This window comes from Xanthomonas sp. NCPPB 2933 (assembly GCF_056725225.1).
The window spans coordinates 4,014,164-4,039,696 of sequence record NZ_CM161518.1; the positions used below are offsets into that span (position 1 = coordinate 4,014,164).

General features: G+C 62.7%; 21 protein-coding genes. 6 read left to right on the forward strand and 15 right to left on the reverse strand.

All coding sequences use genetic code 11. The features are described from left to right. Positions 1 to 297: 297 nt before the first annotated feature. Positions 298 to 2,841, reverse strand: coding sequence for an excinuclease ABC subunit UvrA (locus AC1PLU_RS16580; RefSeq protein WP_481106783.1), 2,544 nt, complete (start codon positions 2,839 to 2,841; stop codon positions 298 to 300). A 525-nt stretch (positions 2,842 to 3,366) separates the two neighbouring features. Then, complete coding sequence (locus AC1PLU_RS16585; protein WP_104550522.1) at positions 3,367 to 4,005, reverse strand: HD domain-containing protein; 639 nt, start codon at positions 4,003 to 4,005, stop codon at positions 3,367 to 3,369. Between the two features lie 146 nt (positions 4,006 to 4,151). Between AC1PLU_RS16585 and AC1PLU_RS16590 the strand changes: the two genes are divergently transcribed. Beyond that, positions 4,152 to 4,898: an EAL domain-containing protein gene (locus AC1PLU_RS16590; RefSeq protein ID WP_481106784.1), complete on the forward strand. Its 747-nt coding sequence runs from the start codon at positions 4,152 to 4,154 to the stop codon at positions 4,896 to 4,898. Between the two features lie 176 nt (positions 4,899 to 5,074). Here the strand turns inward: AC1PLU_RS16590 and AC1PLU_RS16595 are convergent, their stop codons facing one another. The 3 genes from AC1PLU_RS16595 to AC1PLU_RS16605 all read right to left on the reverse strand — a co-directional run bounded on the left by AC1PLU_RS16595 (position 5,075) and on the right by AC1PLU_RS16605 (position 7,929). Beyond that, entirely contained in the window at positions 5,075 to 5,380 is a 306-nt protein-coding gene (locus AC1PLU_RS16595) for a UBP-type zinc finger domain-containing protein (RefSeq protein WP_074056899.1), read from the reverse strand. Further along, positions 5,377 to 7,086 (reverse strand): FAD-dependent oxidoreductase, encoded by a 1,710-nt coding sequence (locus AC1PLU_RS16600; protein WP_481106785.1) that lies wholly within the window; start codon positions 7,084 to 7,086, stop codon positions 5,377 to 5,379. Before AC1PLU_RS16600 ends, AC1PLU_RS16595 begins: the two co-directional genes overlap by 4 nt. A gap of 213 nt (positions 7,087 to 7,299) precedes the next feature. Further along, on the reverse strand, positions 7,300 to 7,929 hold the full coding sequence (locus AC1PLU_RS16605) for an alpha-ketoglutarate-dependent dioxygenase AlkB (protein ID WP_481106786.1): 630 nt from the start codon (positions 7,927 to 7,929) through the stop codon (positions 7,300 to 7,302). Positions 7,930 to 8,102: 173 nt separating this feature from the next. Between AC1PLU_RS16605 and AC1PLU_RS16610 the strand changes: the two genes are divergently transcribed. Next, on the forward strand, positions 8,103 to 10,457 hold the full coding sequence (locus tag AC1PLU_RS16610; protein WP_481106787.1) for a GH92 family glycosyl hydrolase: 2,355 nt from the start codon (positions 8,103 to 8,105) through the stop codon (positions 10,455 to 10,457). A gap of 1 nt (position 10,458) precedes the next feature. Here AC1PLU_RS16610 and AC1PLU_RS16615 read toward each other — a convergent pair whose 3' ends face one another. Beyond that, on the reverse strand, positions 10,459 to 11,166 hold the full coding sequence (locus tag AC1PLU_RS16615) for a DUF429 domain-containing protein (RefSeq protein WP_481106788.1): 708 nt from the start codon (positions 11,164 to 11,166) through the stop codon (positions 10,459 to 10,461). 188 nt (positions 11,167 to 11,354) lie between these two features. Here AC1PLU_RS16615 and AC1PLU_RS16620 point away from each other — a divergent pair, with 188 nt between their 5' ends. Further along, the gene (locus AC1PLU_RS16620) at positions 11,355 to 12,257 is read left to right on the forward strand and encodes an SDR family oxidoreductase (protein ID WP_481106789.1); all 903 of its coding nucleotides are present in this window, start codon (positions 11,355 to 11,357) and stop codon (positions 12,255 to 12,257) included. 292 nt (positions 12,258 to 12,549) lie between these two features. Here the strand turns inward: AC1PLU_RS16620 and AC1PLU_RS16625 are convergent, their stop codons facing one another. The 3 genes from AC1PLU_RS16625 to AC1PLU_RS16635 form a co-directional block, all read right to left on the reverse strand. After that, on the reverse strand, positions 12,550 to 14,010 hold the full coding sequence (locus AC1PLU_RS16625; RefSeq protein ID WP_481106790.1) for a glycoside hydrolase family 30 protein: 1,461 nt from the start codon (positions 14,008 to 14,010) through the stop codon (positions 12,550 to 12,552). A 465-nt stretch (positions 14,011 to 14,475) separates the two neighbouring features. After that, positions 14,476 to 15,351, reverse strand: coding sequence for an NAD(P)H-hydrate dehydratase (locus AC1PLU_RS16630; protein WP_481106791.1), 876 nt, complete (start codon positions 15,349 to 15,351; stop codon positions 14,476 to 14,478). After that, a complete protein-coding gene (locus tag AC1PLU_RS16635; RefSeq protein ID WP_481106792.1) occupies positions 15,351 to 16,130 on the reverse strand; it encodes a histidine phosphatase family protein in 780 nt (259 codons plus the stop codon). The genes AC1PLU_RS16630 and AC1PLU_RS16635 overlap by 1 nt, the downstream gene beginning before the upstream one ends. 171 nt (positions 16,131 to 16,301) lie before the next feature. On the opposite strand from AC1PLU_RS16635, the gene AC1PLU_RS16640 reads away from it, so the two are divergent. From AC1PLU_RS16640 to AC1PLU_RS16650, 3 genes are all read left to right on the forward strand, one after another. Beyond that, entirely contained in the window at positions 16,302 to 16,931 is a 630-nt protein-coding gene (locus AC1PLU_RS16640) for a TetR/AcrR family transcriptional regulator (RefSeq protein ID WP_481106793.1), read from the forward strand. A 116-nt stretch (positions 16,932 to 17,047) separates the two neighbouring features. Continuing rightward, a complete protein-coding gene (locus AC1PLU_RS16645; RefSeq protein WP_481106794.1) occupies positions 17,048 to 17,461 on the forward strand; it encodes a hypothetical protein in 414 nt (137 codons plus the stop codon). A 41-nt stretch (positions 17,462 to 17,502) separates the two neighbouring features. Next, on the forward strand, positions 17,503 to 17,901 hold the full coding sequence (locus AC1PLU_RS16650) for a hypothetical protein (RefSeq protein ID WP_481106795.1): 399 nt from the start codon (positions 17,503 to 17,505) through the stop codon (positions 17,899 to 17,901). 225 nt (positions 17,902 to 18,126) lie between these two features. Here the strand turns inward: AC1PLU_RS16650 and AC1PLU_RS16655 are convergent, their stop codons facing one another. From AC1PLU_RS16655 to AC1PLU_RS16680, 6 genes are all read right to left on the reverse strand, one after another. Further along, a complete protein-coding gene (locus tag AC1PLU_RS16655) occupies positions 18,127 to 18,342 on the reverse strand; it encodes a hypothetical protein (protein ID WP_258079286.1) in 216 nt (71 codons plus the stop codon). 50 nt (positions 18,343 to 18,392) lie between these two features. Then, positions 18,393 to 18,689 carry an XAC0095 family protein gene (locus tag AC1PLU_RS16660; protein ID WP_104541474.1) on the reverse strand — a complete coding sequence of 99 codons (297 nt, stop codon included), beginning with the start codon at positions 18,687 to 18,689 and terminating at the stop codon, positions 18,393 to 18,395. A 357-nt stretch (positions 18,690 to 19,046) separates the two neighbouring features. Beyond that, positions 19,047 to 19,904 (reverse strand): HNH endonuclease family protein, encoded by an 858-nt coding sequence (locus AC1PLU_RS16665; protein ID WP_481106796.1) that lies wholly within the window; start codon positions 19,902 to 19,904, stop codon positions 19,047 to 19,049. Further along, entirely contained in the window at positions 19,901 to 21,724 is a 1,824-nt protein-coding gene (locus AC1PLU_RS16670) for an AAA family ATPase (protein WP_481106797.1), read from the reverse strand. The genes AC1PLU_RS16665 and AC1PLU_RS16670 overlap by 4 nt, the downstream gene beginning before the upstream one ends. Before the next feature lie 2 nt (positions 21,725 to 21,726). Further along, positions 21,727 to 23,739 (reverse strand): restriction endonuclease subunit S, encoded by a 2,013-nt coding sequence (locus AC1PLU_RS16675; RefSeq protein WP_481106798.1) that lies wholly within the window; start codon positions 23,737 to 23,739, stop codon positions 21,727 to 21,729. After that, positions 23,736 to 25,511, reverse strand: coding sequence for a class I SAM-dependent DNA methyltransferase (locus AC1PLU_RS16680; RefSeq protein WP_481106799.1), 1,776 nt, complete (start codon positions 25,509 to 25,511; stop codon positions 23,736 to 23,738). The genes AC1PLU_RS16675 and AC1PLU_RS16680 overlap by 4 nt, the downstream gene beginning before the upstream one ends. Positions 25,512 to 25,533 lie beyond the last annotated feature (22 nt).

Below are 25,533 nucleotides of genomic sequence, written 5' to 3' on the forward strand. Positions count from 1 at the left end.
TACGGCGTGTCTCGCTTGTGGTGAGGGCATCGCGCCTTCGGCCAGCTTGCTTGGGAACAGCCACACTGCTTTGAGGCTCACGCTCTCGGGTCATCTTGAGGGGTGATGGGACGGTGCGGATGCGTCGGTCTGGAGTGGATGATCTGCGGCTTGGCTGCGGGGCCGTGCGATGAGGGCGATCTGATCAGTTCCTTCGATGCGAGCAATTTCCAGAGATCACTCCAGTGGTCGACGAAGGCGCGTATGGCCGACATGTTGCCGCCATCGCTACAGCGTTCGAGGGCTTGTTAGATCCTTTTATTCCCCGCGCAACACTTGCGCCAGGAACGGCGCGGTCCGACTCTCACGATGCCGTGCAACCACATCAGGTGTACCCGCCACCACAACATGGCCGCCCGCACCACCGGCGCCCGGCCCCATGTCAAGCACCCAGTCGCTGCTGGCGGCCACGCGCATATCGTGTTCGACCACGATCACCGTATTGCCCGCCGCCACCAGGCCTTGCAGCTGGCGCATCAAGGTGTCCACATCGGCCGGATGCAGGCCGGTGGTCGGCTCGTCCAGCACATAGACGGTGTCGCGCCGCTGCGCGCGTTGCAGTTCGGTGGCCAGCTTGATGCGCTGCGCCTCGCCACCGGAGAGTTCGGTGGCCGGCTGGCCGAGCCGCAGATAGCCCAGCCCTACTTCGCGCAACACCTGCAACGGACGCAGCACGCTGGCGTCTTCGGCAAAGAATGTGGCGGCTTGGTCCACCGTCATTTCCAACACCTGCGCGATGCTGTGGCCACGCAGTTCGATCTCCAGGGTCTTGGCGTTGTAGCGCGCGCCATGGCAGGTGGGGCACGGTGCGTAGACGCTGGGCATGAACAGCAATTCCACGTGCACCGAGCCTTCGCCTTCGCAGGTGGCGCAGCGGCCCTTGGCGACATTGAACGAAAACTGCCCCGGGTCGTAACGGCGGCGACGCGCGGCCGGCGTGGCGGCGAATAGCTTGCGTACCGGATCGAACAGGCCGGTGTAAGTTGCGAGATTCGAACGCGGTGTGCGGCCGATCGGTTTTTGGTCCACGCGCACCAGACGACGCACCTGATCGAGCCCACCGACGATTGCGCCACCCAGCGGCACCTGCGTGCCACGCTCCAGTGGATCGAGCGCCTCGTCTTCCTCTGCCTGCGTTTGCCCAAGATGCGCGGCCAGCAATTCCACCAGCGCCTGGCTCACCAACGACGACTTGCCCGAGCCGGACACACCGGTGACGGTGGTGAACACGCCCAGCGGCAGGTCCACATCCAACGCGCGCACATTGTTGCGGGTGACGCCGCGCAGCTGCAGCCATCCGGTGGCTGCGCGCGCGTGGCTGTGCACCTGCGGCGGCGTGCCGAACAGATAGCGCCGCGTGGACGAGGCGTCCACCTGTTCCAATCCCGCAGGCGGGCCGCTGTAGAGCACCTGCCCGCCATGCCCGCCGGCAGCCGGGCCCACATCCACGATCCAGTCCGCATGGCGGATCACGTCCACCTCGTGTTCCACCACGAACACCGAATTGCCGGCGGCCTTGAGCTGATCCAACGCGCCCAGCAATGCCTGCGCATCGGCCGGATGCAGGCCGGCCGAGGGTTCGTCCATCACATACACCACGCCGAACAATTGCGAGCGGATCTGCGTGGCGAGCCGCAGGCGTTGCAGCTCGCCCGGCGATAGCGTGGGCGTGCTGCGCTCCAGGCTGAGATAGCCCAGGCCCAGTGCCTGCACCACGGCGATCCGCGCGCGTAGATCGGCAGCGATGCGTTGCGCAGCGATCGCTTGCTCGGGATGCGTGTCGGCCTGCGTGCGCGTGTTACTTCGCTTGCGCTTGCCAGCATCGCCCTCGGCAGCCGGGCGCAACAACTCGGCCACTTCATCCAGTGGCCTGCGCGACAGCTCGCCGATATCCAGCCCGGCAAAGGTCACCGACAACGCCTCGCGCCGTAGCCGCTTGCCATCGCACTGCGGGCACTGCGTGCTGATCAGATACTGCGCCACGCGCTTTTTCATCTGCGCGCTTTGGGTGGTGGCAAAGGTGTGCAGCACATAACGCCGCGCACTGGTGAAGGTGCCCATGTAACTGGGTTCTTCCTTGCGGCGCAGCGCGCGCTTGACCTCGTCCAGGCTGTAGCCGGCATACACCGGCACCACCGGTTGCTCGTCGGTGTAGAGAATCCAGTCGCGGGTTTTCTTCGGCAGCGTGTGCCACGGCACGTCGACGTCGTGGCCGAGCGTGGTGAGGATGTCGCGCTGGTTCTGCCCGTGCCAGGCACCGGGCCAGGCGGCCACTGCGCGATCGCGGATGCTCAGTGTGCGATCCAGTACCATGGTCGCTTCGGTGGCGTCGTAGATGCGCCCCAGGCCGTGACAGGTAGGGCATGCACCGGCGGGGGTATTGGGCGAAAACCCGTCCGCATAGATGATCTCCTGTCCCGGCGGATACGTGCCTGCACGCGAATACAGCATGCGCAAGGAATTGGAGATGGTGGTGACGCTGCCCACCGACGAGCGCGCACTCGGTGCGCCGCGCGCCTGCTGCAAGGCCACTGCCGGCGGCAGGCCTTCGATGGAATCCACTTCCGGCACACCGACCTGGTCGATCAGACGCCGCGCATATGGCGAAATGGAATCCAGATAGCGGCGTTGCGCCTCGGCAAAAATGGTGCCGAACGCCAGCGACGACTTGCCCGAGCCGGACACCCCGGTGAACACCACCAGCGCATCGCGCGGGATGTCCACGTCCACGTTCTTGAGGTTGTGCTCGCGCGCACCGCGCACACGCACCAGGCCAGAGGACGACGAGATTGCGTTGGACATGACCACCAGACCGACGTTCGACAACGCACTAGCCTAGCGCGGCGCGCATGCAGCCGATGTCGTCGTCGCATCGTTTAGGTGCAGTCGAGTGCTTTAGGTCAACAGTCAACAGCCTTGTCGGTCGAGTGCGCGGTGCCCTCGCCGCTCGCGGGACACGCCGTGAATCCGTCCGTGGAGGCTCGGTGGCGGCATCCATGCCGCCACACGGTCCCGCAATCGGCGAGGACACCGCACCAGAAAGTTGGTCGGTAGTTGAGTAAAAAGCTGGTGGTCTCGCGAATTGCGGCTTGCTGGTGCGGGTAGCAGAACTACAGGTGAGCTATCGAGTCAGAAGCACGCCATGCATTGCTTTTAACCATACACACCGACCATCTCGACTGGTCCTTGCCCGCCCACCGTCGCGGGACCTTACGCGGCATGGATGCCGCGTAAGAGCCTACATGGACGTACTTGCGGCGTGTCCCGCGATGGTGGGCGGGCAAGGGCCCTGCAGCAAACTCGCAGATCAGCCGCGAACCAACGCGATCACCCCAACGCATGCGCCGGCACCGGCTGCTCGCCGGTATCGGCCAATGCCTGCATGCGCGTCACCACGCCACTGAACAACCGCGCAGTGGCGGCATCGCGCGTGCGGAAGATGGCTTCCAGCTCGCCGTAGTACCACAGCGTGCCCTCACGCCCGGCAGTGAACACGTTGAAGATGTCCTGGCCCACGGCGGGGTTTTCCAGGTCCTGCACGATGGTGCGCGCGTTATAGAGCTTGTCGCAGCCCGATACCAATAGCGCGCGCTCCGGCGTCTTGCGCAAGTGATCCAGGTAGGCCAACTTGCGCTCGCGCCAGTCGCGTTTGCGTGCGCGCTCGGTGTTGTCCACTTCGGCCTTGTCTTCGGCAGTGGCGTCGGTACACGCCATCACGATGTCGGCCACGGTATCGCCGAACTGCGCGCGGATCGAGGCCTCATGGCCGCCGCCGCAGTCTTCCACCACATCGTGCAACAGCCCGGCAATGGCCTGCTCCTCATCGCCGCCGCATTCCAGCACCAGCGTGGACACGCCCAGCAAATGGCTCAGATACGGAATTTGCGTGCCCTTGCGCAGCTGCCCGGCATGGGCGATGCGCGCGTAATCCACAGCCAGGGCGTAACGTTCGGTGAGAGCGGTCATGGGGCGTCCGATGCGAGCGATGGCGCATTATCGCCGAGCGTGCCCAGACGCAGGGTGAGGACGCCGCGATGATGTGTGCAGGCTCAATGACACGCTGTTGCAGTCGATAACGCTAGAGTTTCCCCACGCCGCACGATTGCTCAGCCATGCCGCCCCTTCCCGTTTGCAATGCCTGCCGCGATGGCCAGGACTTCCCCACCGCCATCACCATGGCGTTCCAGCCCATCGTCGATGTGTCCACCCGCACGGTCTATGCCGGCGAAGCGCTGGTGCGCGGCGTCCACGGCGAATCGGCCGGCAGCATCCTGGCCGCAGTGGATGAGCGCAACCGCTACGCCTTCGATCAGGCCTGCCGCATCAAGGCGATCGAATGCGCCGCGCAGATCGCGCTGCCGGCCTTGCTGTCGATCAACTTCATGCCCAATGCGGTCTACAACCCCGAGCACTGCCTGCGCGCCACGCTCTCGGCCACCGAGCAATACGGCTGGCCGCTGGACGCCATCATTTTCGAAGTCAGCGAACAGGAGCACCTGGCCGAGCCGGCGCATCTGCTCGACATCATGCGCACCTATCAAGCGCGCGGCCTGAAGACCGCCATCGACGACTTCGGCGCCGGTTATTCCGGGCTCGGCCTGCTCGCCGACTTCCAGCCCGACCTGCTCAAGCTGGACATCGCGCTGGTACGCGGCATCGACGCCGACCGCAGCCGCCAGTCAATCGTGCGCCACACTACCCGCATGTGCGAAGAACTCGGCATCGCCGTGATTGCCGAAGGCATCGAACACCCCGACGAATACCGCACCCTGCGCGATATGGGCATCCACCTGCAACAAGGCTATCTGTTCGCCCGCCCGCAGATCGGTGTGTTGCCGCAGGTGCATTGGCCGGAGTAACTGCGCACAGACGCCGGGATGCATTGAATTAGCGGGTCAAGCCAACGTGCCAGCAAAAAATCAAGACGGCAATCAAAACGCGGCAGCCAAGCTCTTACGAATCCCCAATCCCAATTCCCGAATCCCGGCGGCGCGCTAGATCCCATCGCCCCCCGCGAAACACCCCCGCGCCGCCATCACACATACCGCGGAATCGGCCCCAGCTGCGGCGTCTGATCCGGCAACGCCACTTCCACCTCGTCCACATAGCACCAGCCCCAACCTTCGGGCGGGTCGTAGCCTTCGATGATGGGGTGGTGTGTGGCGTGGTAATGCGCAGTGGCGTGTTTGTGCGGCGAATCATCGCAGCAGCCCACATGGCCGCAACTGCGGCACAGGCGCAGATGCACCCAGGTGCTGTCGATCGCCAGGCAGTCTTCGCAGCCACGCGCGCTCGGCGTGACCTCGGCAATCTGCCCGGTATGCGTGCAGTGATCACTCATGATGTGGCGGACTCCTGGGCGGCAGTGGCAAGTTCGGACTCGGGCACCGGGTTGGCCTGGTGCGCAAGGTACTGGTGAATCTGCGCCACCACTGCAGCGCCCTCGCCCACTGCGGCCGCCACGCGCTTGACCGAGCCGGCGCGCACATCGCCGATGGCGAACACGCCCGGGCGATTGGTTTCCAGCGGCAGGCACGCCGGCACACCATCGCCGCGCGTGGTGCCGGTGATGACGAATCCGCGCGCATCGGTCTCCACGCACTGCTGCAACCAACCGGTGTTGGGGTCGGCACCGACAAACAGAAACAGATGCCGCAGCTCCACATGCGTGGTCTGCCCGTCCGCGCGCGTGCGCAACACCGCCGCCTGCAGACCGCGCTCCGGGTCGCCTTCCAGTGCGGACACTTCGGTGCCGGTATGCAGTTGCACATTCGGCAACGCCGCGATGCGTTCGATCAGGTATTGCGACATCGACGATTCCAGGCCTTCGCCTCGAATGATCAGGTGCAATTGCTTCACCCGCGGTGCCAGAAACGCCACCGCCTGGCCGGCCGAATTGCCACCGCCCACCAGCGCTACCACCCCGCCCTCGCACAGCCGCGCTTCCACCGGCGAGGCCCAGTACGACACCCCGTGGCCTTCGAAACGGTCCAGCCCTTCGATCTCCGGGCGCCGGTAACGCGCACCTGAGGCGATCACCACGGTACTGGCCAGCAGCTGCTTGCCATCGGCAAGATCCAGCTTCAGTGCACCGTCTTCGCGCCCGCATTCCAGCGTGCCGGCCTCGATCGGAATCGCCAGTTCGGCGCCGAATTTCAGCGCCTGGTTATAGGCGCGCCCGGCCAGGGCCTGGCCGGAAATCCCGGTCGGAAAACCCAGATAATTTTCGATGCGTGCCGATGCACCGGCCTGCCCGCCGATGGCGCGCTGGTCCAGCACCATCACCGACAAGCCTTCGGAGGCCGCATACACCGCGGTGGCCAGACCGGCCGGCCCGGCGCCGACAATCGCCACGTCGTAGCGCTTGTCCGGGTCGATCTCCGGCGTCATGCCCAGGCAATGCGCGGCTTCGGTATCGCTGGGCTGGCGCAACACGCGCCCGCTGGGGCACACCATCACCGGCAAGTCGTGCTCCTGGATGCCCAACCGCTCGACCAACGCGCGGCCTTCCTCATCGGAGACATCCATTACCGTGTTCGGGTAGCCATTGCGGGTCAAAAAGCCCTGCAAACGGGTCAGATGCGGGTCGTCCGGTTCGCCGATCAACACCGACCCCGAGGCATCGCCTTCGATCAAACCCACGCGGCGCAGGATCAACGCGCGCATCACCACCTCGCCCACTTCCGCCGAGCTGATCAATAAGGCGCGCAAATGTGCGGTGTCGAAGGGCAATGCCAGGCAACCTTCCGGCCCGGCGCGTCCGCCGGCCAGCGACGCGCGCCCGGCCAGTTGGCTCACCTCACCGGTGAACTGGCCGGGCGTATGCAAGGTGATGGGCTCTTCGTTGCCCAACCCGTCGCGGCGCACCACCTCGATGGCGCCTTGCAGCACCACCCACACCGGCGCATGCGCATCGCCGACCTCGAACACGGTCTCGCCCGCATCGAAACGCTGCGCCGGCCCGCTGGCAAAACGCCGCGTGATCGCCAATTGGCCCGAGTCCAGCTCGGGAAACATCTGATGGTGGCGGGTATCGGCCAGGGACATGGGATGGCGACGCTGAGGGGGATTGCATGCAAGCATGGCCAGCCGTGAGGGCGATGGCAATCACCCGAATGCGCAAGACCGGCGATGACACGCAGCACACGCGCACGCGAACAAAAGCTGCTGCCGTGTAAGGACATGTGCAGCGTTTGCGGAGGAACCGGGCCAGTGGCGCGCTACCGAACTCAACGCAGCAATCAACCGCAACCGTGCGCACTATGTCTGCGCCGGCTCCCAATGTGGGCCGTGCTGCCCGGCAGCCATGCGCTCGGCCGGGCGCACACGAAACACCACACTGATGCGCTCGCCCACCGCACGGGCCGTCTTGGGAATGCCGTGTTCGTGGGTGACTTGCGAGGCATGGCTCATTGCCAGCAGGCTCCCGGACGCCAGGTCCACACCCATCGCACGCGTGCTGCCGTCTTTTACCCGCAACTGCATCCGGCGCGGCGCGCCCAACGAGATCAATGCAATCGGGTGCGGCGCCAGCAGCGTCTGTAGTTTGTCGTGATGCATTGCCACACTGTCGCGGCCATCGCGATACAGATTCAGCCCCACGGCGTTGTACGGCGCGGGCAGCACGGCCTGCACTGCCGCGAGCAGTGCGTGCAATGGCAACCCGGGCGGCAGCGGTGCATCCAACCGATACGAGGCAAGCATGCGCGGCACCGCGACGATGCGGTCGTACATCTCGCGGTGTTGGCTGCGCCAGTCGGTTGCCTCACGCAATGCGGCGAAGCATTCCTGCGCCAGCAAAGGCGTCAGCAGCTGCGGCCAATAGCGCACGCCGCCTTCGGCATCGTGCAGCACCTGCAAGGGCATGGAAGGAGCGTCGAACAGATCCATCTGCCTGATATGCGGGCGGTCTGCGCGATTTCAGCAGCACGGCTTTGAGTTTTTATTCGGCAAACGCGTTGCGTACAAACCAGCGAGCTCAACGATGCAGGCGCACGATGCCACCGATCAGGCCCGACAGCTGTGCTACGGTCCGGCGCTGCATCCGCCTGGAACCTCTCCGCATGCAGCATCGGTCGATCGCCTTGTCTCCTCTGCGCTGGCTGGCGCTGTTTGCCGCCCTCGCCACGTCTGCCGGCGTCGCTGCGCCACGCGTTGCAGACGCCGGCTTCCAGGCGGTGGATCCCTTCATCGGCACCGGTGGCGAAGGCCACACCTATCCTGGCGCCACGGTGCCGTTCGGCATGGTGCAACTGAGTCCGGACACGCAGATCAAACCGCGCAAGGAAGCTTATGGCTGGGCCGCCGGTTACCGGCATGACGACAGCACGATTGTCGGTTTCTCGCATACGCACTTTTCCGGCTCCGGGCATTCGGACCTGGGCGATATCTTGCTGATGCCACAAACCGGCGAAGTCAAACTTGAACGCGGCGATATCGCCAAGCCAGGCAGCGGCTACACCGCGCAGTTCGACCACGCCAGCGAGCAAGCCCAGCCCGGCTATTACGCCGTGACGCTGAAAGACCGCAACATCCGCGCCGAGCTCACCGCCAGTGCGCGCGTGGGCGTGCATCGCTACACCTTCCCCAAAGACAAGCCGGCACACGTGCTGGTGGACCTGCGCACCAGCCTGTACGACTACCCCGGCAAGGTGCAGTGGTCGCGGCTACGCGTGCGCGGCGATGGCACCGTCACCGGCTTTCGCCAAACGCGCGGCTGGGCACCGGGCCGCCAGCTGTATTTCGCCATGCGTTTTTCGCGCCCACTCACCGCTACCCAACTGCACGACACCGAGCAGGACATCCCGTACAAGGGCTTCCCGCCGCCAGGCGACAAGAATCCTGCGCAACGAGCGCAGATCGAAAGCAGGCAACTGGTCGGCGTGTTCGATGTCGCCAACGACGGCACCCCGCTGGTGGTCAAGGTCGCGCTGTCGCCGGTTAGCGAGGCCGGCGCCATCGCCAATCTCGATGCGGAGGTGCCCGGTTTCGATTTCGACCGCGTACGCGCCGATGCGCGTGCGCAATGGACGCAGGCGCTGTCGGCGATCGATGCGCAAGGCACGCCGCAACAACGCACCCAGCTCTACACCGCGCTGTATCACACCCTGCTCGGTCCCACACTCTTCATGGACAGCGATGGCCAGTACCGCGGGCCGGACAATGCCGTGCATCAGGCCAAGGGCTGGAGCAACTACTCCACTTTCTCGCTGTGGGACACCTACCGCGCCCTGCATCCGCTGCTCACCCTGGTGCAACCGCCGCAACGCAGCAGCGATGTGGTCAATTCACTGCTCGCCTCGCGCCGCGAAAGCGCCTACGGCATCCTCCCCGTCTGGGCGTTCCACGGCCTGGAAACCTGGTGCATGATCGGCTACCACGCGGTACCGGTGATCGCCGATGCCTACATGAAAGGCATCGGCGGCTTCGATGCCAACGAAGCGTTGGAGGCCATGGTCGCCAGCGCCAACTACGGCCCCTACGACGGTATCGCGCAGTACCGCGAGCTGGGCTATGTGCCCATCGACGAAGAAGGCGAAGCCGCCTCCAAGACGCTGGAATATGCCTTCGACGACTGGACCATCGCGCGCATGGCCGACAAGCTAGGCAAGCCAGCCATCGCCGCAGAATTCAGCAAGCGCGCCAGCAACTGGAAACACGCCTTCGATCCCGCTACTGGCTACATGCGCGCGCGCACGCGTGCTGGAAATTTTCGCGAGCCGTTCGATCCATCCGCCAGCGGCTATGGCAGCGACTACACCGAAGGCAATGCCTGGCAATACTCCTGGTACGTGCCGCAGGATGTCGCCGGACTGGCGGCCGCACATGGCGGCGACGACAAACTGCTGGCACGTCTGGATGCGGTGTTCGATGCCAAAGTCGACCCCAAGGTGTTCGAGCATATGGAAGACATCACCGGCCTGATCGGCTGGTACGCGCACGGCAACGAACCTAGCCACCATGTTGCCTATCTGTACGCCTACGCTGGTCAACCGTGGCGCACGCAAGCGCGCCTGACCCAGATCATGGACACGCAGTACCACGCTGGCCCGGAAGGCCTGGCCGGCAACGACGACCTCGGCCAGATGTCGGCGTGGTACGTGTTCACCACGCTGGGCTTTTATCCCGTCGCACCGGGCAGCAACCAGTACATCATCGGCCGCCCGTTCCTGCCGCGCGTCACGCTCAACCTGCCCAACGGCAAGCGTTTCAGCGTGATCGCCGAGGGATTGAGCAAAGCGCGCGCCTATATCGGCAGCGCCACCCTCAACGGCCAACCACTGACCCGCGCCTACCTCACCCACGAGCAGATTCAGGCCGGAGGCGAGTTGCGCTTCCGCATGCAGGCCGCGCCGAATCAGCAATGGGCCACCGACCCCGCGCAGCGGCCGTATTCGATGTCCACCCAGACGCACTGAGTCAGTAGTGGATGCCCATGCGCAACCCGCAGGCATCCCGCTCCACCACCGCCGGCAAGCTGCCGGCGGTGCCTGCGGCAATGCGCTGCGCACTCCAGCAGGCCACCAAGGCATCCAGCACATCGTCCGGCTTGGCCAGCGCACGCGGCACGCGCTCCAGCAATGCGGCGACCTGTCTGGCGCCGTAGCATTGGCCCAGCAAGGCGGCTCGCTGTTGGTGGCCCGCACTGCTCTTCTTTCCCGCCGTCAGGCCCTTCCCGCCAGCGAGCACGGCGAACGACACTTCCGGGTGCACCTCGAATACGCGCTCCGCCCATACCGGATCGGCGCGCAAGGCGTCGTCCCAGTCACGAATCTTCGACAGCAGCGCAAACGACTGCACGCCAAAGCCACGCTGCCCGTCGTGATCCAGCACCCGATGCAACGCAGAGGCTTCCACCTGCGTGCTTGCATGCAACATCCCGCGCAGCGGCGCGGAAAAGATGCTGCATGCGCGTCTGCCGCCCACAAAGCGCCGCGCCTGCCCATCCGCAGCGCGGGGCGCGTGCTCGCTCAAGCCAATCGGAATATCCACGCCGAGCACATCGATGTGGCGCAGTGCGCTCGCCAAGGCGCCAACTGTCGGGTAACAGGCAAATTGCAGCCCATCGTCTGCCTCCCACACCGCCAACCAACCGCTGCCGGCGCCATCGATCCCCACACACTGCATTGCTGTTCTCCGGTCGTAACGTGCGTGCGTGCACGGCGCCGCAGCCTCGCTCGCATGCGATCTGCGTGACGCGTTCACATCATGCACAACATTCTTTCACCCGCACGCATCGCGGTGGTTTCCAGACTGCTCTGCATCGGGCCGCAGCATGCTGCGGCCCTGCCATCCCCCAATGCAGGAGCCAGTGCATGTCCAGCACCAAGAACCAGTACGAAATGCAGAACCCGCTCACCCAATTTCCGCAGCCCAAGTTCCCCGAGCAAACCCAGGAAGCGCCAGGCAGCATCCATGCATTGCAGCCCAAGGCCGACCACGGCGAGCAGAGCTACCAGGGGTTCGGCCGCCTGAAGGGCCGCAAGGCGCTGATCACCGGCGCAGACTCCGGCATCGGCCGCGCCACCGCGATTGCCTACGCACGCGAAGGCGCCGACATCGTGCTGAATTACCTGCCGGAAGAGGAACAGGACGCGGCGGAAGTCGTCAAATTGATCCAGGCCGAAGGCCGCACCGCCATCAGCATCCCGGGCGATCTCAAGGACGAAGCGTTCTGCAATGAACTGGTCGCACGCGCAGTCAAGGAACTGGGCGGGCTGGATCTGATGGTCAACATCGCCGGTAAGCAGACCGCGGTGAAAGACATTGCCGACATCACCACCGAGCAGTTCGACGCCACCTACAAGACCAACGTGTATGCGATGTTCTGGCTATGCAAGGCGGCCATTCCGCATCTGCCGCCGGGCGCATCCATCATCAACACCGGCTCGATCCAGTCCTACCAGCCCTCGGCAACCCTGATCGACTACGCCTCCACCAAGGCCGCCATCGTCAACTTCACCAAGGGTCTGGCCCAGCAGGTCGCCGAAAAGGGTATCCGCGTCAACGCGGTCGCACCCGGACCGGTGTGGACCCCGCTGCAACCCAGCGGTGGCCAACCGCCGGAGAAGATTCCCGATTTTGGCTCGGAAACCCCGCTCAAGCGTGCCGGCCAGCCGGTGGAGATGGCGCCGCTGTATGTGATCCTGGCTTCGCAGGAATCCAGCTATGTGACGGGCGAAGTATTCGGTGCCACCGGCGGATTGCTGCTGTCCTGAGCCAACAAGCTGTCCTGAGCCAACACAAAGCGAGCTTCCGCCGTAGCGCCACCAGAGCCTTGCCGATCGCTGCGCGCGCAGCGATCGGCACGACCTGTCTAGTGGCGTTCTGTTGTTAGCGGCTACATCAATTGGTGATGTGTCCAGAAGGCGGATGTGCAACGTGGATCGACCGATGAATCACCGCCGGCTTCCACGACACAAAAGCTCCCCTTCTCCCACCGGGAGAAGGTGCCCGAAGGGCGGATGAGGGTACGCAATCTCCCACCAACACTGCGACCACCATCCACCCTTACCGCGTCATCACCACCGTCTGGATCGCATGCGCCGGGATCTCCAACGCGCGCGACGCCTCGCCCACATACAGGTTATAGCGGATCGCCACATCGCTGGCATTCATCACCACCGTCGCCAGTGAGCCATCGCGGTTCGCAAATGCAGTGGTCATCAGATTGCTACGGCTACTGGCCGCACTCACCCGCTGCGCACCCGGCCGGATGAATTTGGAAAAGTGACCGATGTACCAGTAGCTCGGTGTGTAGATCACCTCGCCGGTGCGCGTATCGGCATGCACCGGCGCGAAGCAGTAATTGCCCACATGGTTGGGGCCGCCGTTTTGGTCGAGCAGAATATTCCAGTCCGTCCACCCCACCGCCCCATGATTGAGGTCGTTGATGATGGCGCTGCCATAGCGCTCGCCATTGGGCCAGTACTGCAACCTGGCGGGATCGAACTTTTCCACTGCCGCTTCGGTCAGCAACAGATGCTTGTCCGGGTACGCCTGCGCCACCGCCGCCACGTTCTCCACCATTGGCGCAAACCCGGCCCAGGTCTCGTACCAGTGGAAGCCCATGCCCCACGCGTACTTGGCCGCTTCCGGGTCGTCGAAGATCACGTGCGCGCGGTGCACCATCATGTCGCGGTTGTGGTCCCACACGATGATCTTGCGATCGCCGTAGCCGGCCTTGGCCATGCTGGGCCCGAGATGGTTCTTGAGGAAATCGCGTTCTTCTTCCGCAGAAAACTGCATCGACTCCCAGGTCTGCACCGCCATCGGCTCGTTCTGCACACTGATGCCCCAGATCGGGATGCCGGCTTTTTCGTAGGCCGCAATGAAGCGCGTGTAGTACGTGGCCCAGGCCTGCGCATACGCGGGCAACAACTTCCCGCCCTTGAGCATGGTGTTGCTGTCTTTCATGAAGGCCGGCGCACTCCAGGGGCTGGCAAATGTCGTCAACTTGCCGCCGGCCGCTGCGATGGCCTGGCGCAGCATCGGGATGCGATAGCGCTGATCGCGCTTGACCGAGAAGCTCTTCAGCGCCGCATCGCCCTCCTTGATGTAGGTGTAGCTGGCGCTGCTGAAATCGGAGCTATGGATGGTGGTGCGGGCCAGCGTGTAGCCGATGCCTTTTTGCGGATCGTAGTAGGCAGTGAGTAGTTCGCGCTGCGCACGCTTGGGTAGCCTGGCGAAGGTCTCCGCACTGGAATCGGTGATCGCCCCGCCGATGCCCAGCACTTCCTGAAAGCGATGTTGCGGATTGACGAAGATGCTGTTCTCTTTCTCCGTCAACGCATGCCCGGTCTCGAGTGCCTCGACGGTGCTGACACGCATCTGCTGCGTTGCGCCTTGGGCAGAGGTGTAGACGCGTAGCGCGCCGGCGGGTGCTGCTGGCTGAGTAGCAGCATCCGCAACTGCGGCATCCGCTACTTTCGATGCAGGTGTAGAGACAGATGATGCCGTCGATGTCGGCATCGGAATCGGCGTTGCTGCAGTTGTTGTTGCTGTTGTTGCTGTTAATGCAGATGCAGATGCCAACACCATCTCAGTCGCAGCGCCCCAAACCCCCAAAACCCCCACCATCGACCACGCAATCGTTCGCTTCACCGTGCACCCTCCCAGGTTGGTGAGCAAGCCTAACCGACCAACGCGCCGCAACATCGCGCAACAAACGAGCGCAACCATGCATCCTTCTACCATCGGACGCTCCCTTCTCCCCTCGGGAGAAGGTGGCCCGAAGGGCCGGATGAGGGTACGCCTGCACGGACTGGTGGCCAGCCCGTAAACCAACGCAGCAACAGAGATGCCGACCAGGACAACACATCCCCAACACCCGTAGTCACCACCGCCCGCGCGTTGCTCCCAGACACGCGCGCCAGTGGCACGCAAGCCAGGCCCTCTCGCTCAACAGGACAACAACTCAAATCGTCCGCGAGCCGACTACCGCGCAGCCCGCGCCAACCGATCCAAAATCCCCGGCACTTCCACCCCAAGCTCACGCGCCAGAAACCCCACCGTCCCAATCCGTTTCGACAGCAGCTTCCCCGCCGCCGCATGCACAAACACACCCCATAACGCAGCCGTCAACGCATCGCAGCCACGCGCGGCAAACCCGGCAATCAATCCCGCCAACACATCGCCCGATCCGGACGTTCCCAACCCGGACGCACCACCGCGATGAACCCACAACGCACCCTCCGGCCCGGCAATAAAACTGTCCGCGCCTTTGACAATCACCACACTGCGCAGTTTCTTCGCATAGGTCAGCGCGTACGCGCCCGGCGCCGCTTCTATCGCCGCCTTGTCGTCTCCAGCCAATGCCGCCATCTCGCCCGCATGCGGCGTCAATACAAACGGCCGCCCAACCGGCGCACGCAAACCGCGCGACAACGCTCCCGCATCCAGCACCAACGTGCAAACCGCTTTTTCAGCCGCGCGTTTCACCAATGCAGCGGTGGTCGCCGATGACGCCATCCCTGGCCCGATCACCGCCGCATCGCAGGCCTCCAGTGCCGCATCCAGTGCACGATGCCCACGCGTAATTTCGCCCTGTCCGTTCTGCGCCAATCCCAGCACCAGGGCCTCCGGCACCGCCAACGCCATGCCGGGCGCCACGCTAGCAGCGGTGGCAATCTGCAACTTGCCCGCACCTGCGCGCAGCGCCGCCTCGCCGGCCAGCAGCGCCGCACCCGGCACACGCATCGACCCACCCACGATCAACACCCGCCCACGCTGCTCCTTGTCGCCACCGGGCGATGGCAGTGGCAGCGCGCGCAATGTGGCAGCGCTGAGCGTGCGGACGCGTGCGGTGGCCATCAGCGTGCTCCGGCCGGGCGGTCGGATTCGGTGGTCACTGGCTCATCGGCAAGCTCGGGCGAGACGAAGTTGGTCCGCACCAGTTGCAACGCCTGCCCGTCGCGCCCGGCCACGTATTCGGTAACACCGCAGTTGGGCACCTCGCCTTCGCGGTCGATGCCTAGAATCGTGGCCTCGTCCATGCGTTCGGCAAGATAACGGAAACAATTGACGATCACCTGATGCCCCACGATCAACACGCGCGCACCCACATGATTTCGCTGCAGATCGCCAACCACCGCGCGCAGCCGGAAGATCACATCGCACCAGCTCTCGCCACCGGGCGGGCGGAAGTAGAACTTGCCCACCAACTTGCGTTGCTCGGCCAGCTCCGGAAACGTCGCGAGGATGCCGGCCGTGGTGTAACGGTCGAGCACGCCAAACTCCTTCTCGCGCAGGCGCTCGTCGATGCTGAGCATATCGTCGCCGTGGCCCAGCGCGCGCACCACCGCTGTGGCGGTCTGGCGCGCACGCACATAGGGCGAACACAGCACCACCGTGGGCCGCTCGCGCTGCGGCAGACCCGACATCCACGTGCCCAACGCATGCGCCTGCCGCTCGCCCAACGCCGACAGCGGCACATCCGCATCGCGATGTTCCAGATCGATCAATGCATGGCCATGCGCCTCTGCCACATCGCGCGCCACATTGCCCGAACTCTGCCCATGCCGCACCACCCACAACCGCTCGGGCCACTGGGTCGACACGCCAGCCACCGCACTTTTCTCACTCACATCCATCTCCTGCACAAATCAGCCCCACGTGTCGCACAGCGCCCGTGAAAACGTGGTCGATCACGCATTGCCTGCAGGCGTTTCAGCAACGCGCGCAACACAGCACACCAGCAAGCAGGCACAACGGGGCGATAACGCCGCGCCGGTATACTGCAGCCCCCCGCCACCCTGCTGCCCATGTCCAACGTTCTGCTGTTGCGCACGGCGAAAGAGCGCGAAGAACTGCTGCTGGAAGAGGTGCTGGATGCCGCCGAGCAATGCATCGACGCCGCCGGCCTGAGCGCCACCAGCTTCGAACTGATTGCCGAGCGCGCCAAGGTCAGCTGCGGCTGCCTGCTGCAGCGATTCGAAGACAAGGACGCGCTGGTGCGCGCCTTGCTGGAGCGCAACTACATGCGCGCCATCCGCCAGATGTGGCTGGTGGAACGCCCGGCCAACGTGCACGTGGTGGATTTCATCGCCGGCCTGCTCGAAGAATGGCTGCTGCAGGAAATCAACATCAAGCGCACCCGCATCGACCTGGAACTGCACCTGGCCACCCTGCGCGACCCGGTGCTGGCCGCCTTCATGCGCCGCCAGAGCGCATCGCTGATCGAACACCTCAGCGCCCTGCTCAAGCGCCTGCTCCGCGGCCACGCCGACCCGGCCAGCAGCGAGCAGGAATTCCAGGCCCGCGTCTTCGCCGTGGCCGCCATGTGCGGCGGCCTGCACAACGTGATGACCAGCGGCATGGAGCTCAACCGCATGCATTTGCAGTTGATTTTGCGGGAGAGTTTGTCGGGGATTTTGAAGTCTGCGCCGGTGTGATCGGCTGCATCATGCGGCGTAGTCGGCTGCGATTACACAGCTGATGCTGTGCGCCTGTACCGGTTCCAGAATGCCGACCAGATAAGATCAAGCTTCATACCAAGGAAGGATGTCGCATGCGAAATCGAATCATACCCAAGGCGACTGTGCTGCTGATGCTGCTCCTGGCGCTTTCGTTTGCCAGCGTTCCTGCACTTGCCACCAGTACGGTCGTCACCTTTCGAAGCGCTGACAACACATACGAAGTCGAACTGTATGTCGGTGGTGGAAGCAAAGAAAACGACGGCATCGCCGGCGCCATGATCCGCTGGCCCGGCTATGCGCACAGGGACCTGCCTTTCACCGGCGTGAAGTACCACATGGATAAGGAACACACCCGCGCAGGTGCCAAATTCGTCAATCCAGGCGATCCTAAATATCCTCCTTCTTTTACTGTGGAGATAGAAGGTAGAAGTGGCCGCTTGACCGTTGGCAAGCGCGTCATTCCAGGCAGCGCCTCCTGGATAGTGGGCCCCTACGCCTACCCTTAGCGGCTCGGCAAACGCTACAGGATCCATCACAAGGACGAACGATGAAAACACACATGCGCAGTCTATGGACCAGTCTGATCTTGTTGATCGCCCTGCTGACAAGTACGTCCGCTGGCGCCACCGGCGATGTCCTGTCGTTTGAAACAGATACCGCCGGCTACAGCTTTCTGGTCTATAGCGGAGGCGACCCTGATGGCATAGGCGGCCTGGTCATGACCTGGCCGGACATTGCATCACGCGGGCTTCCATCGGAAAGCACGCAGTGGTACTTCAAGCCAACTACGAACCACATGCGCATCGTTTTCACCAACCCCGGACGCACCGACTTGCCGCCGTCGTTCACGCTTGAAATCAAGGGCAAGCGAGGCACGCTCAAGTTCGACAAACGCACGATCAACGGCAAAGCATACTGGTATACCGGCTCACTGGCGGAATACTGATCACCTTTCCAGGATAACAACACACTGCAGGTACATCCGCGAGGACCGATCTGACGGCGACGCCGGTAACGGCACCTGTCCGCAGAATGCCCAGCCAACGGCAGATTGGTGGCAATGGACAGATCGGGTTTGGCAGGACGTCTGGACAGCAAGCAACCAGTGGACCATCACTGCGTACGTGCCATGCCGCGACAAAGCCGCAGCGCCCGGCCACACCGACCATCATCAAAGGCGCTGAAGCGCCAACTGATCCAGGATGGTGCGCATGGCGCCGGCCGCATCGAAGATGGCGCTGCCCAGCACGGGCAAGGTGCCGCGGTCCAGCCGATCAGCGTTGCCGGTAGCGATCACATCGCCATGGGCGGCGATGGTCAGCAACAACTGATCCAGCGTATCTACCTGCTCAACGGTAATGCCGAAGGCAAACGCATCACGCTGCATGTCATCCCCTGCCCGCCGGCGTGTGCGGGGCGACGCCATCACTGGCCGGCTCATGCGGCCTCCCCGGCGTCATTTTGATCGTTGTCAGATGCGTCGGACTCCAGGCGCGCGGGCCACTGCACCTGCGCCAGTGCCTGCGTTACCTGCTCGGCCAGCAATTCCAAGCACAACGCCAGCTCATCCATGCGAATGGCAGGCTGCCGCGTCTGCTCTTCGGCCTGCGTGCGTGGCTGCGCCAAGCGCGCCAAAAACCGCATGTGGTCGCGTAGTTGCTGCAGGCGGTATTGCGCGCCTTCTGGCAGGTAGTAGCCCGGGTGTGACTGCGCATCTCGTACAACGTCCGACATGGCCTGCTCCTCATTCCATGGAATCAGCCCGCCCGCCGCAAGGCGACGGACGGGAAGTCGGGAGGCTCGAAACCGCAGACAGCCGGCGGGCATATTCCCCTCGCGGGTGTTGTATTAGCCGCCCTCCCGACGCAGGCATAGCGTCGGTTGCACCCACAAAGTTTGCAGGCACAAAAAACCCACCGGTTTGTCGGAGGTGGGTACCGCTGTCTGCGGAGTTTCGAGGCTCCGTTGGGTAATCGTGCTACCAGCAATGACGCCAGTCAAGCACTCTCAAAGACGAGGGACGCGCCACATTTGATGCGGCCACCATATGCTCCCTAAACGAAATAGCACGGCAGATAGAATCCATTCTGCTCAAGCCACCAGCTTCGATAGCAAAGGATCGTTACGAATTAGCACACACCAGCGCGCCACCGACGAAAGCTCCGCCGACCGATTGGTGAGTTCGCGCACCCTTGTACGCACCTCCTGCAGCTTTGCTTTTGCAGCTGGATTTTTCCCAGCGGAGCATTTGTTTTTCGCAGCCTGAAAGTCGCTGATCAAAGCATCGACCCTTTGCCAAATACTTCGACGCGCCTCAGCCAACGCGACATGCTCATTGAGCTTAAGCCGCGCCACCGTTTCCTTGACCCGCTCCTGCTCCCACAGTGAACTACCCGGCATAGGAATGACCTTACCCTCTTCATCAAACGCGATAAGCGAGACATCATCGTCATCAATCGGATCAAGCAGGTAGACCGCCTCAGACTCCTCGCAACGCGCATCAAAGGTCGAGCAAAGCGAGCCTTGCTGTAGTGGGAACCATCCACCCTTCTTGCGATTACCGACGTTCCCGCAAGCTCGAAAGTTCATGTAGTCGAACGCCAACCACCAGTATCCATCGCGCTCAGCACCATCCAAGGCCTTGGCCTTTTTCTTCGGACGGAAATGCTCGACGTCGTAATGCGAGTAGAGATCACGAACCTCGGAGAACCAACATTTTCCACCTGAAAGCGCCAGCAACCAATCCTTGAGCGCCCCCCAATGCGCGCTATTGGCATCAATTAAGGCATTACGCTCGTCTAGCTCTCCCGCCTCTTGCAATGCAGCCAAGTCAGTGACCAACTGCGTCGACTTGGCCTGCCACGCATCCCACTGTGCCTGCGTCCATGGCACCCAGCCGGGAATGTCATTATCTGTTGGCCGCTTGTGTTCCAAGTCGATGAAGATCACTCGTCGCCCTCCTCGCGAAGGATCTCGTTGATGATCTCGTCCGCCACCCTGTTCTGCTCGGCCTGCTCTTCTGGGCTGAGAGTCGGCTTTCGAAACTTCCGGTGTTCCGCCATCTTGCGGACAAACAGCGCGTAGTCCGGATCACGGAAATCACCAATGGAGAAGCCAAGATCCGCCAGCTCAGTTGACAAGCGAGTCAGTTCCGCATCCTCCTCCGCTGTGCGTGGCTGCTTGACGTACAACTCATTGCGACGGAATAGGCGCCGCTCTGTCTCGACGTCCAGGGTGGACGTTAGACCAAACAGCTCGCTCTTCAACAGTCCAGTAACGCCCATGCCTTGCGGGTGCTCGTCAGGGATTTCGACCAACGTCTTTTGATCCTGCCGACGCAGAATATGCACTTGTTCGCGCTTCAGGCTACCGACCATCATCGGATCGTGAGTGGTGATCAACACCTGCGACTGCCCCTCGTCTTCAGGAAAGTTTGGTCGGATATCATCTAGCAACGAGCCGCCCGCATTTCGATTTAATACCCGCTCGATGTCATCGAAGTAACGCAGCTTCCAGATTGGGTTCAGATGTGTATCCGGCTCGTCGAGCAGAAACAGGCAATGGTCTTGGTGGGTGATCCGCATCAGTCCCAGCACGGTCAACATCTGCAGCTCGCCTTCGGATAGTTGCGTGAAGTTCACTGCACCGCCGTGCTCGTCGCGTTTTCTGACCGTGATACGCACTTCCTCGATCAGGTCGCCAACGTAAGCACCTTCGGCATAGCGGAAGAAGCTGTCAGTGCCGCCCACTAGCTCACCCAACTGTCGCAACTTGGCGTGACTGGGCACGTACAGATAGAGCTGTTTTTGCTTCTCCGTCCGGCCGCGGAAGTCGATCTGCTGAGTTGCCTCTTGTTCGATAGGTGCCCAGGCCACCTGCCACAGCTTATCGAGGAATTCGCTCACTACATTGCCCCGCGCGTACCAGAAGCGCGGGTCGCCCTCGTTCAGCTCGTTTTCGTCGAAGCGGCCACCACGGCGCTTCTCGCGCAGACGGTACGGCTCCTTCAACACAAAAAGGGCGGACTCCAGCGACTCGATGTGCAGGTTCTTCAGCACCTTCTGGAAAACCGGGTCGTCCGATAGCAAACAGGCCAGTAAAACCAGCTGGCTGTGCCCGCCCCGGCAATAGAACAGGCGGCGCAATCGGTCATCGCCAGCCTGTTTCATCCGCGTCTTGCGTCGCTGTTTGGCTTCTTCGATGGCGCGGACGTCGGCCTCGGTGCCCTTGAAGTTTGTCAGCAATTGTTCTGACAAGACTTCGTCAGTGGTGATGTCTTGCAGCCGATTGAAGCGCTTCTGGTGGTCCTGGAACAGCAACTCTATGCGCTCGTTTCGGCCCGAGTAGTAGGCGAACACGTGCGAGGGCAGCAGGCGCGGGCCGCGTCGCGCGTCGGGCGGCGTCTTTCCGGGTGGGTCGTTCGTGTTCAGGTACTCTTGGGTAACCCGATCGCCATCGACCCAAACAAATGGCGGACTCTGCTTGGCTAGGTCGGCCTGTATGCGCACTAAGTGCCCGCGAATCTGGTATTCCAGCGTGTAGTCGAACGCTGCTCCTCGGTTCAGATCCACGTCGCGGAAAATCGTGATCAGCGCCTCGATCAGGTTGGATTTTCCCATCCCGTTCTGACCGATCAGCGCGTGGCTGCGGATGACCTTGGGAACCACCGCGCTCTCAGCGTCAGGCCGGGGTTCGAGGTGAGTGGCGAAGTCGATGACCAGGCCACGCAGGTTGCGGAAGTTGGGGATCGCCAGGTGCCGCAGCTGCATGCTCAGGCCTCCGCTCTCTCAGCCGGCTTCGCACGTACCTCGGCCACCGCAGGCTCGGTGATCCAGCCGTGCACCACCTCTGTCTTGAGCTGCGCATAGAAGGCGTCGATCTCGCCGCCGAAGCGTTGCCACAGGTCACGGGCTGACATTTCGCCCTGGTGGCGGGCAAGCAAGGTGGCCAGGGGCGCCTGGTCCTTGACATCTGGCAATGTTCCCAGGCGTAGTGGGGCGATGAGTTCAGTTTGCGGTGCTTTCACAGCGGTGTCCTCGTCTTGCTCGATGTTGATGCCGGTGAGCGCTGACAAGGAAGCTACAGCGAACAGCGAGGCCAAGTCGCGTTCGCGCTTCAACTGGCCCTTCCATTCCTCGCAGAGATCGGTAAGCACCACCAGCACATCCAGAATGCGTCGCTGCTCTTCCCCCGGGGGGATAGGTAGAGGGAAACTGCGAAGTTGGGTCATGTTGATGGACGCGAGGTTGGTCGTCTGCTTCGAGGCCCCTGCAAAGTAGTCCCTGCCGATGCCTGAGTTGAAGACCAGCTCCACCCACTCTTTGAGTAGCAGTTCGCTGGGAACGCGCGCCTTGAAGACGTGGTTCTGATGGAGACATTGCTCAACGCCACCCCGCCAGATGGCTGTTCGGCCAACCTTGTCCCAGTCCCCGCCCTCGGTGATCAAAAGATCGCCCTCATGGACGAGATACTTCCGCAGTTCGTCTTCTGCAATCTCGATTGACTTGAGTCCCTCCAGCTTCAAGTACCCGCGCTGAACATTGGCAACCGCTAAGTAGGAGCACACCACCACTCGCTTGCCACGAAGGTCTCGCCCTTTTGTAACGCCGCCAATAACCACCGCGACCTCATCGAAAGCCGCGACTACCCAATGCTCTGGGTAGGTCACGTCGCTCTCTGCAATGCCCACGAGCTTTTGCCTTCGCATCATGCCACTGGCGATGTAACCCGAACGAAGTGCCGAACAATCCGCCGTTATGCGCGCCAGATCGGGTGCAGCGCGGCTGGTCTCAACTAGCACACCACGCACAGCCAAGTTCTTTAGCTCGGCAATGACGTCATCCACGTCCGCCGGCTCGCTAAATAGCCAGCCGAAGTTTTCTTGCAGGCGCTGCCAGCTCGCCCGCAACTCATGTGGGCTGTGGGCGCTAACGAGTGCTTGAAGGGTGGACTGCCGCACGGCGTTCTGCAGCTTGCGGCGGTCTTGCTGTTGCAGCTCAAGCTGATCGCACAAAGCCATCAGCTCATCGACTCTGGCGACGATGCGGAGCTGCTCTTCAACTGGCGGACAGGGGATGGCAAGCGCACGGGCAGTACTCGTAGCGAGTTCAACCTGCTGGGTTGTTCCGGAAACGAGCGAGTTGGGGTGCATGGGGTGGATCCGAACCTGCACCCAGGGTGACGCAATCACGCACCACACGTACCGGGGGAGGTTCCTACCAAGGCGCACGACGGTGACATGGGAGTCAGCAACTGCCTGGCTCTGCGCGACGCCCTGCACAATCGCCACTCGTCCAGCTGTTCCCGTACCCGTCGAGTTCCAAAGCAAGTCGCCGTTGCGAAGGAACCGCTCTTTACCGTAGGCCTCGACCGAGTCGTCATCGATATATCTCGCTGGCGCCATATCGAAGCCCGACCATTGGATGCACTTCTGCGACACCACAGAAACCTTGCCATTCGCAGCATACTTGGGCCCCTTGCCGCGTTGGATGTAAAGCACCAATTGTTCAAGCCGGACCCACCTCCAGTGAGCCGGGATTGCAAAGGGTGACGTACTGAGCGGGGGATGATGTCGAGTTGCCCTCAGCTCAAACTCCGCTTCATAGATAGCGCGATCCTCGGCCACCTCAGCAAGAGTATCCTCCGGCGCAGTGTCGGTCTCATCTCGCGCGGCAAGCCCGCCCGAGATGGCCAGCTGTAGCACCAACTCCCGCAAACGAGAAACGCCGTGAGGCGCATTGGCAATGTGCCCAAACTCCGCCAGAAACTGCTGCGCGTCCATCATTCGTCGTGGCCTGCGAAGAGATGCGCAAGCGCCGCACCAAGCTCGCTCTTCAAGCGGTTCTCGGTCTCTTCGATCTGGCCCAGCAGCGCTTTGTACTTGTCCAGCAACACATCGGGATCGTGGCTCTCTTCCTCCGGCGCGTTGGGGTTCTTCACGTCCAAGTTGTAGATTGGCCAGTAGAGCCGGTCGCCAGCTGCTTGGGCGTCGCGCGCCTGTAGGCGCAAGATTTCGGCTCGGGCTCGCAACGTGTCGATCTCGGCATCCACAGGCTGGCGTTGCTTGGCGTCACCCACTCCCTTAATGGAGTCACGCAGGTCGCGGATTCGATTGTCCAACATGCTGGCCTCGTTGCCCAGCTGTTCGGCACGGCCCCAGTGCGGCTTTGCAAGGTTTTGAGCCCGCTCACGCTTGCCTTTGAAGTCCACTTGCCATGCGAACTCATTCTCCAACCGGTCGGCGAAGTCGTTGGCCTCGCTGCCCCACCAGTCTTGCTCGGGTTTGAACTCATCGAAGCGGATGGGCTTGGTCTTGCTGTAGCTCTTGTAGCCCGGCGGATACGGGTGCTCGTAGTACCAGATGGTGTCGGTATGGAAGTGCTCTGTGCCATCGTCCACCGTGGCACCCCTAGTGAAGAAGAGCAGGTTGGTCTTGATGGTGGTGTACGGGGCGAACACGCCCTTAGGCAGACGCACGATAGTGTGGAGCTTGCAGTCGCGCAGCAGCAGCTTCTTCAAAGTGGCCTTGATGCCGTCGCCGAACAGGAAGCCGTCGGGCAGCACGACGGCGGCGCGCCCGCTCTCCTTCAGCAGCTTCTTGACGATCAGCGCCATAAACATGTCGGCGGTCTCGCGCGTGCGCAGGTCGGCCGGGTAGTCGCCGCCAACGCCGTCGTCCTCGTAGCCGCCGAAAGGCGGGTTGGTGATGATGCAGTCCACCTTGTCGTTGGCATTCCACTCATTCCAGCCCACGCCCAGGGTGTTGCGGTGCTCTATCTGACTGGGCACGTCGATGCCGTGCAGCAGCATGTTGGTGGTGCACAGCAGGTGCGGCAGCTGCTTCTTCTCGATGCCGCGAATCAGGCCTTCGATGGCGGCCTTGTCGGCGGCGCTGGACTTAGCGGTCAGCTGATTACGCAGGTGATCGATGGCAGCGGTCAGGAAGCCGCCGGTACCGCAGGCTGGGTCCATGACGGTATCACGCTTGGCGAGACTCGGATTCAGCCGGTCGGCCATAAATTGGGTGATGGCACGCGGGGTGTAGAACTCGCCTGCATTGCCAGCGCCACGAAGATCGTTCAGCAGTTGCTCGTACACGTCCCCCAAGCTGGCGCGGGTCTTGAAGTCGTGGAAGTTGATGGCTTCTTCCAGCTTCTCGATCACCGACAGCAGCTGGGTGCCCGACTTCATGTAGTTGTTGGCGTCCTCAAAGACGCCGCGGATCACTTTGTGCTGCGGACTGGCGTTGGCGTCCAGTTCCTTGAGGGTTGGGAACAGCTCGTTGTTGACGAAGCTAACAATGGCGCTACCGGCGATCTGCGGCTTCTTCTTGCCATCAGAGCCAGCCACGTAAGCCGCCCAGTTGCGCCAGCGCATGGCCTGCGGCAACGGAGACTTATATTTCGGGTTGTCGTCTTCCCATTCCTCCTCGCGTTGATCAAAAACTTTGAGGAAGAGCATCCAGGTGAGCTGACCAAGGCGCTGGGCGTCGCCGTCGACGCCGTCATCCTTACGCATGATGTCCTGAATGGACTTGATGGTGCTGCTGAGGTTCATCTTGTTGCTCTCACTCTTTTAG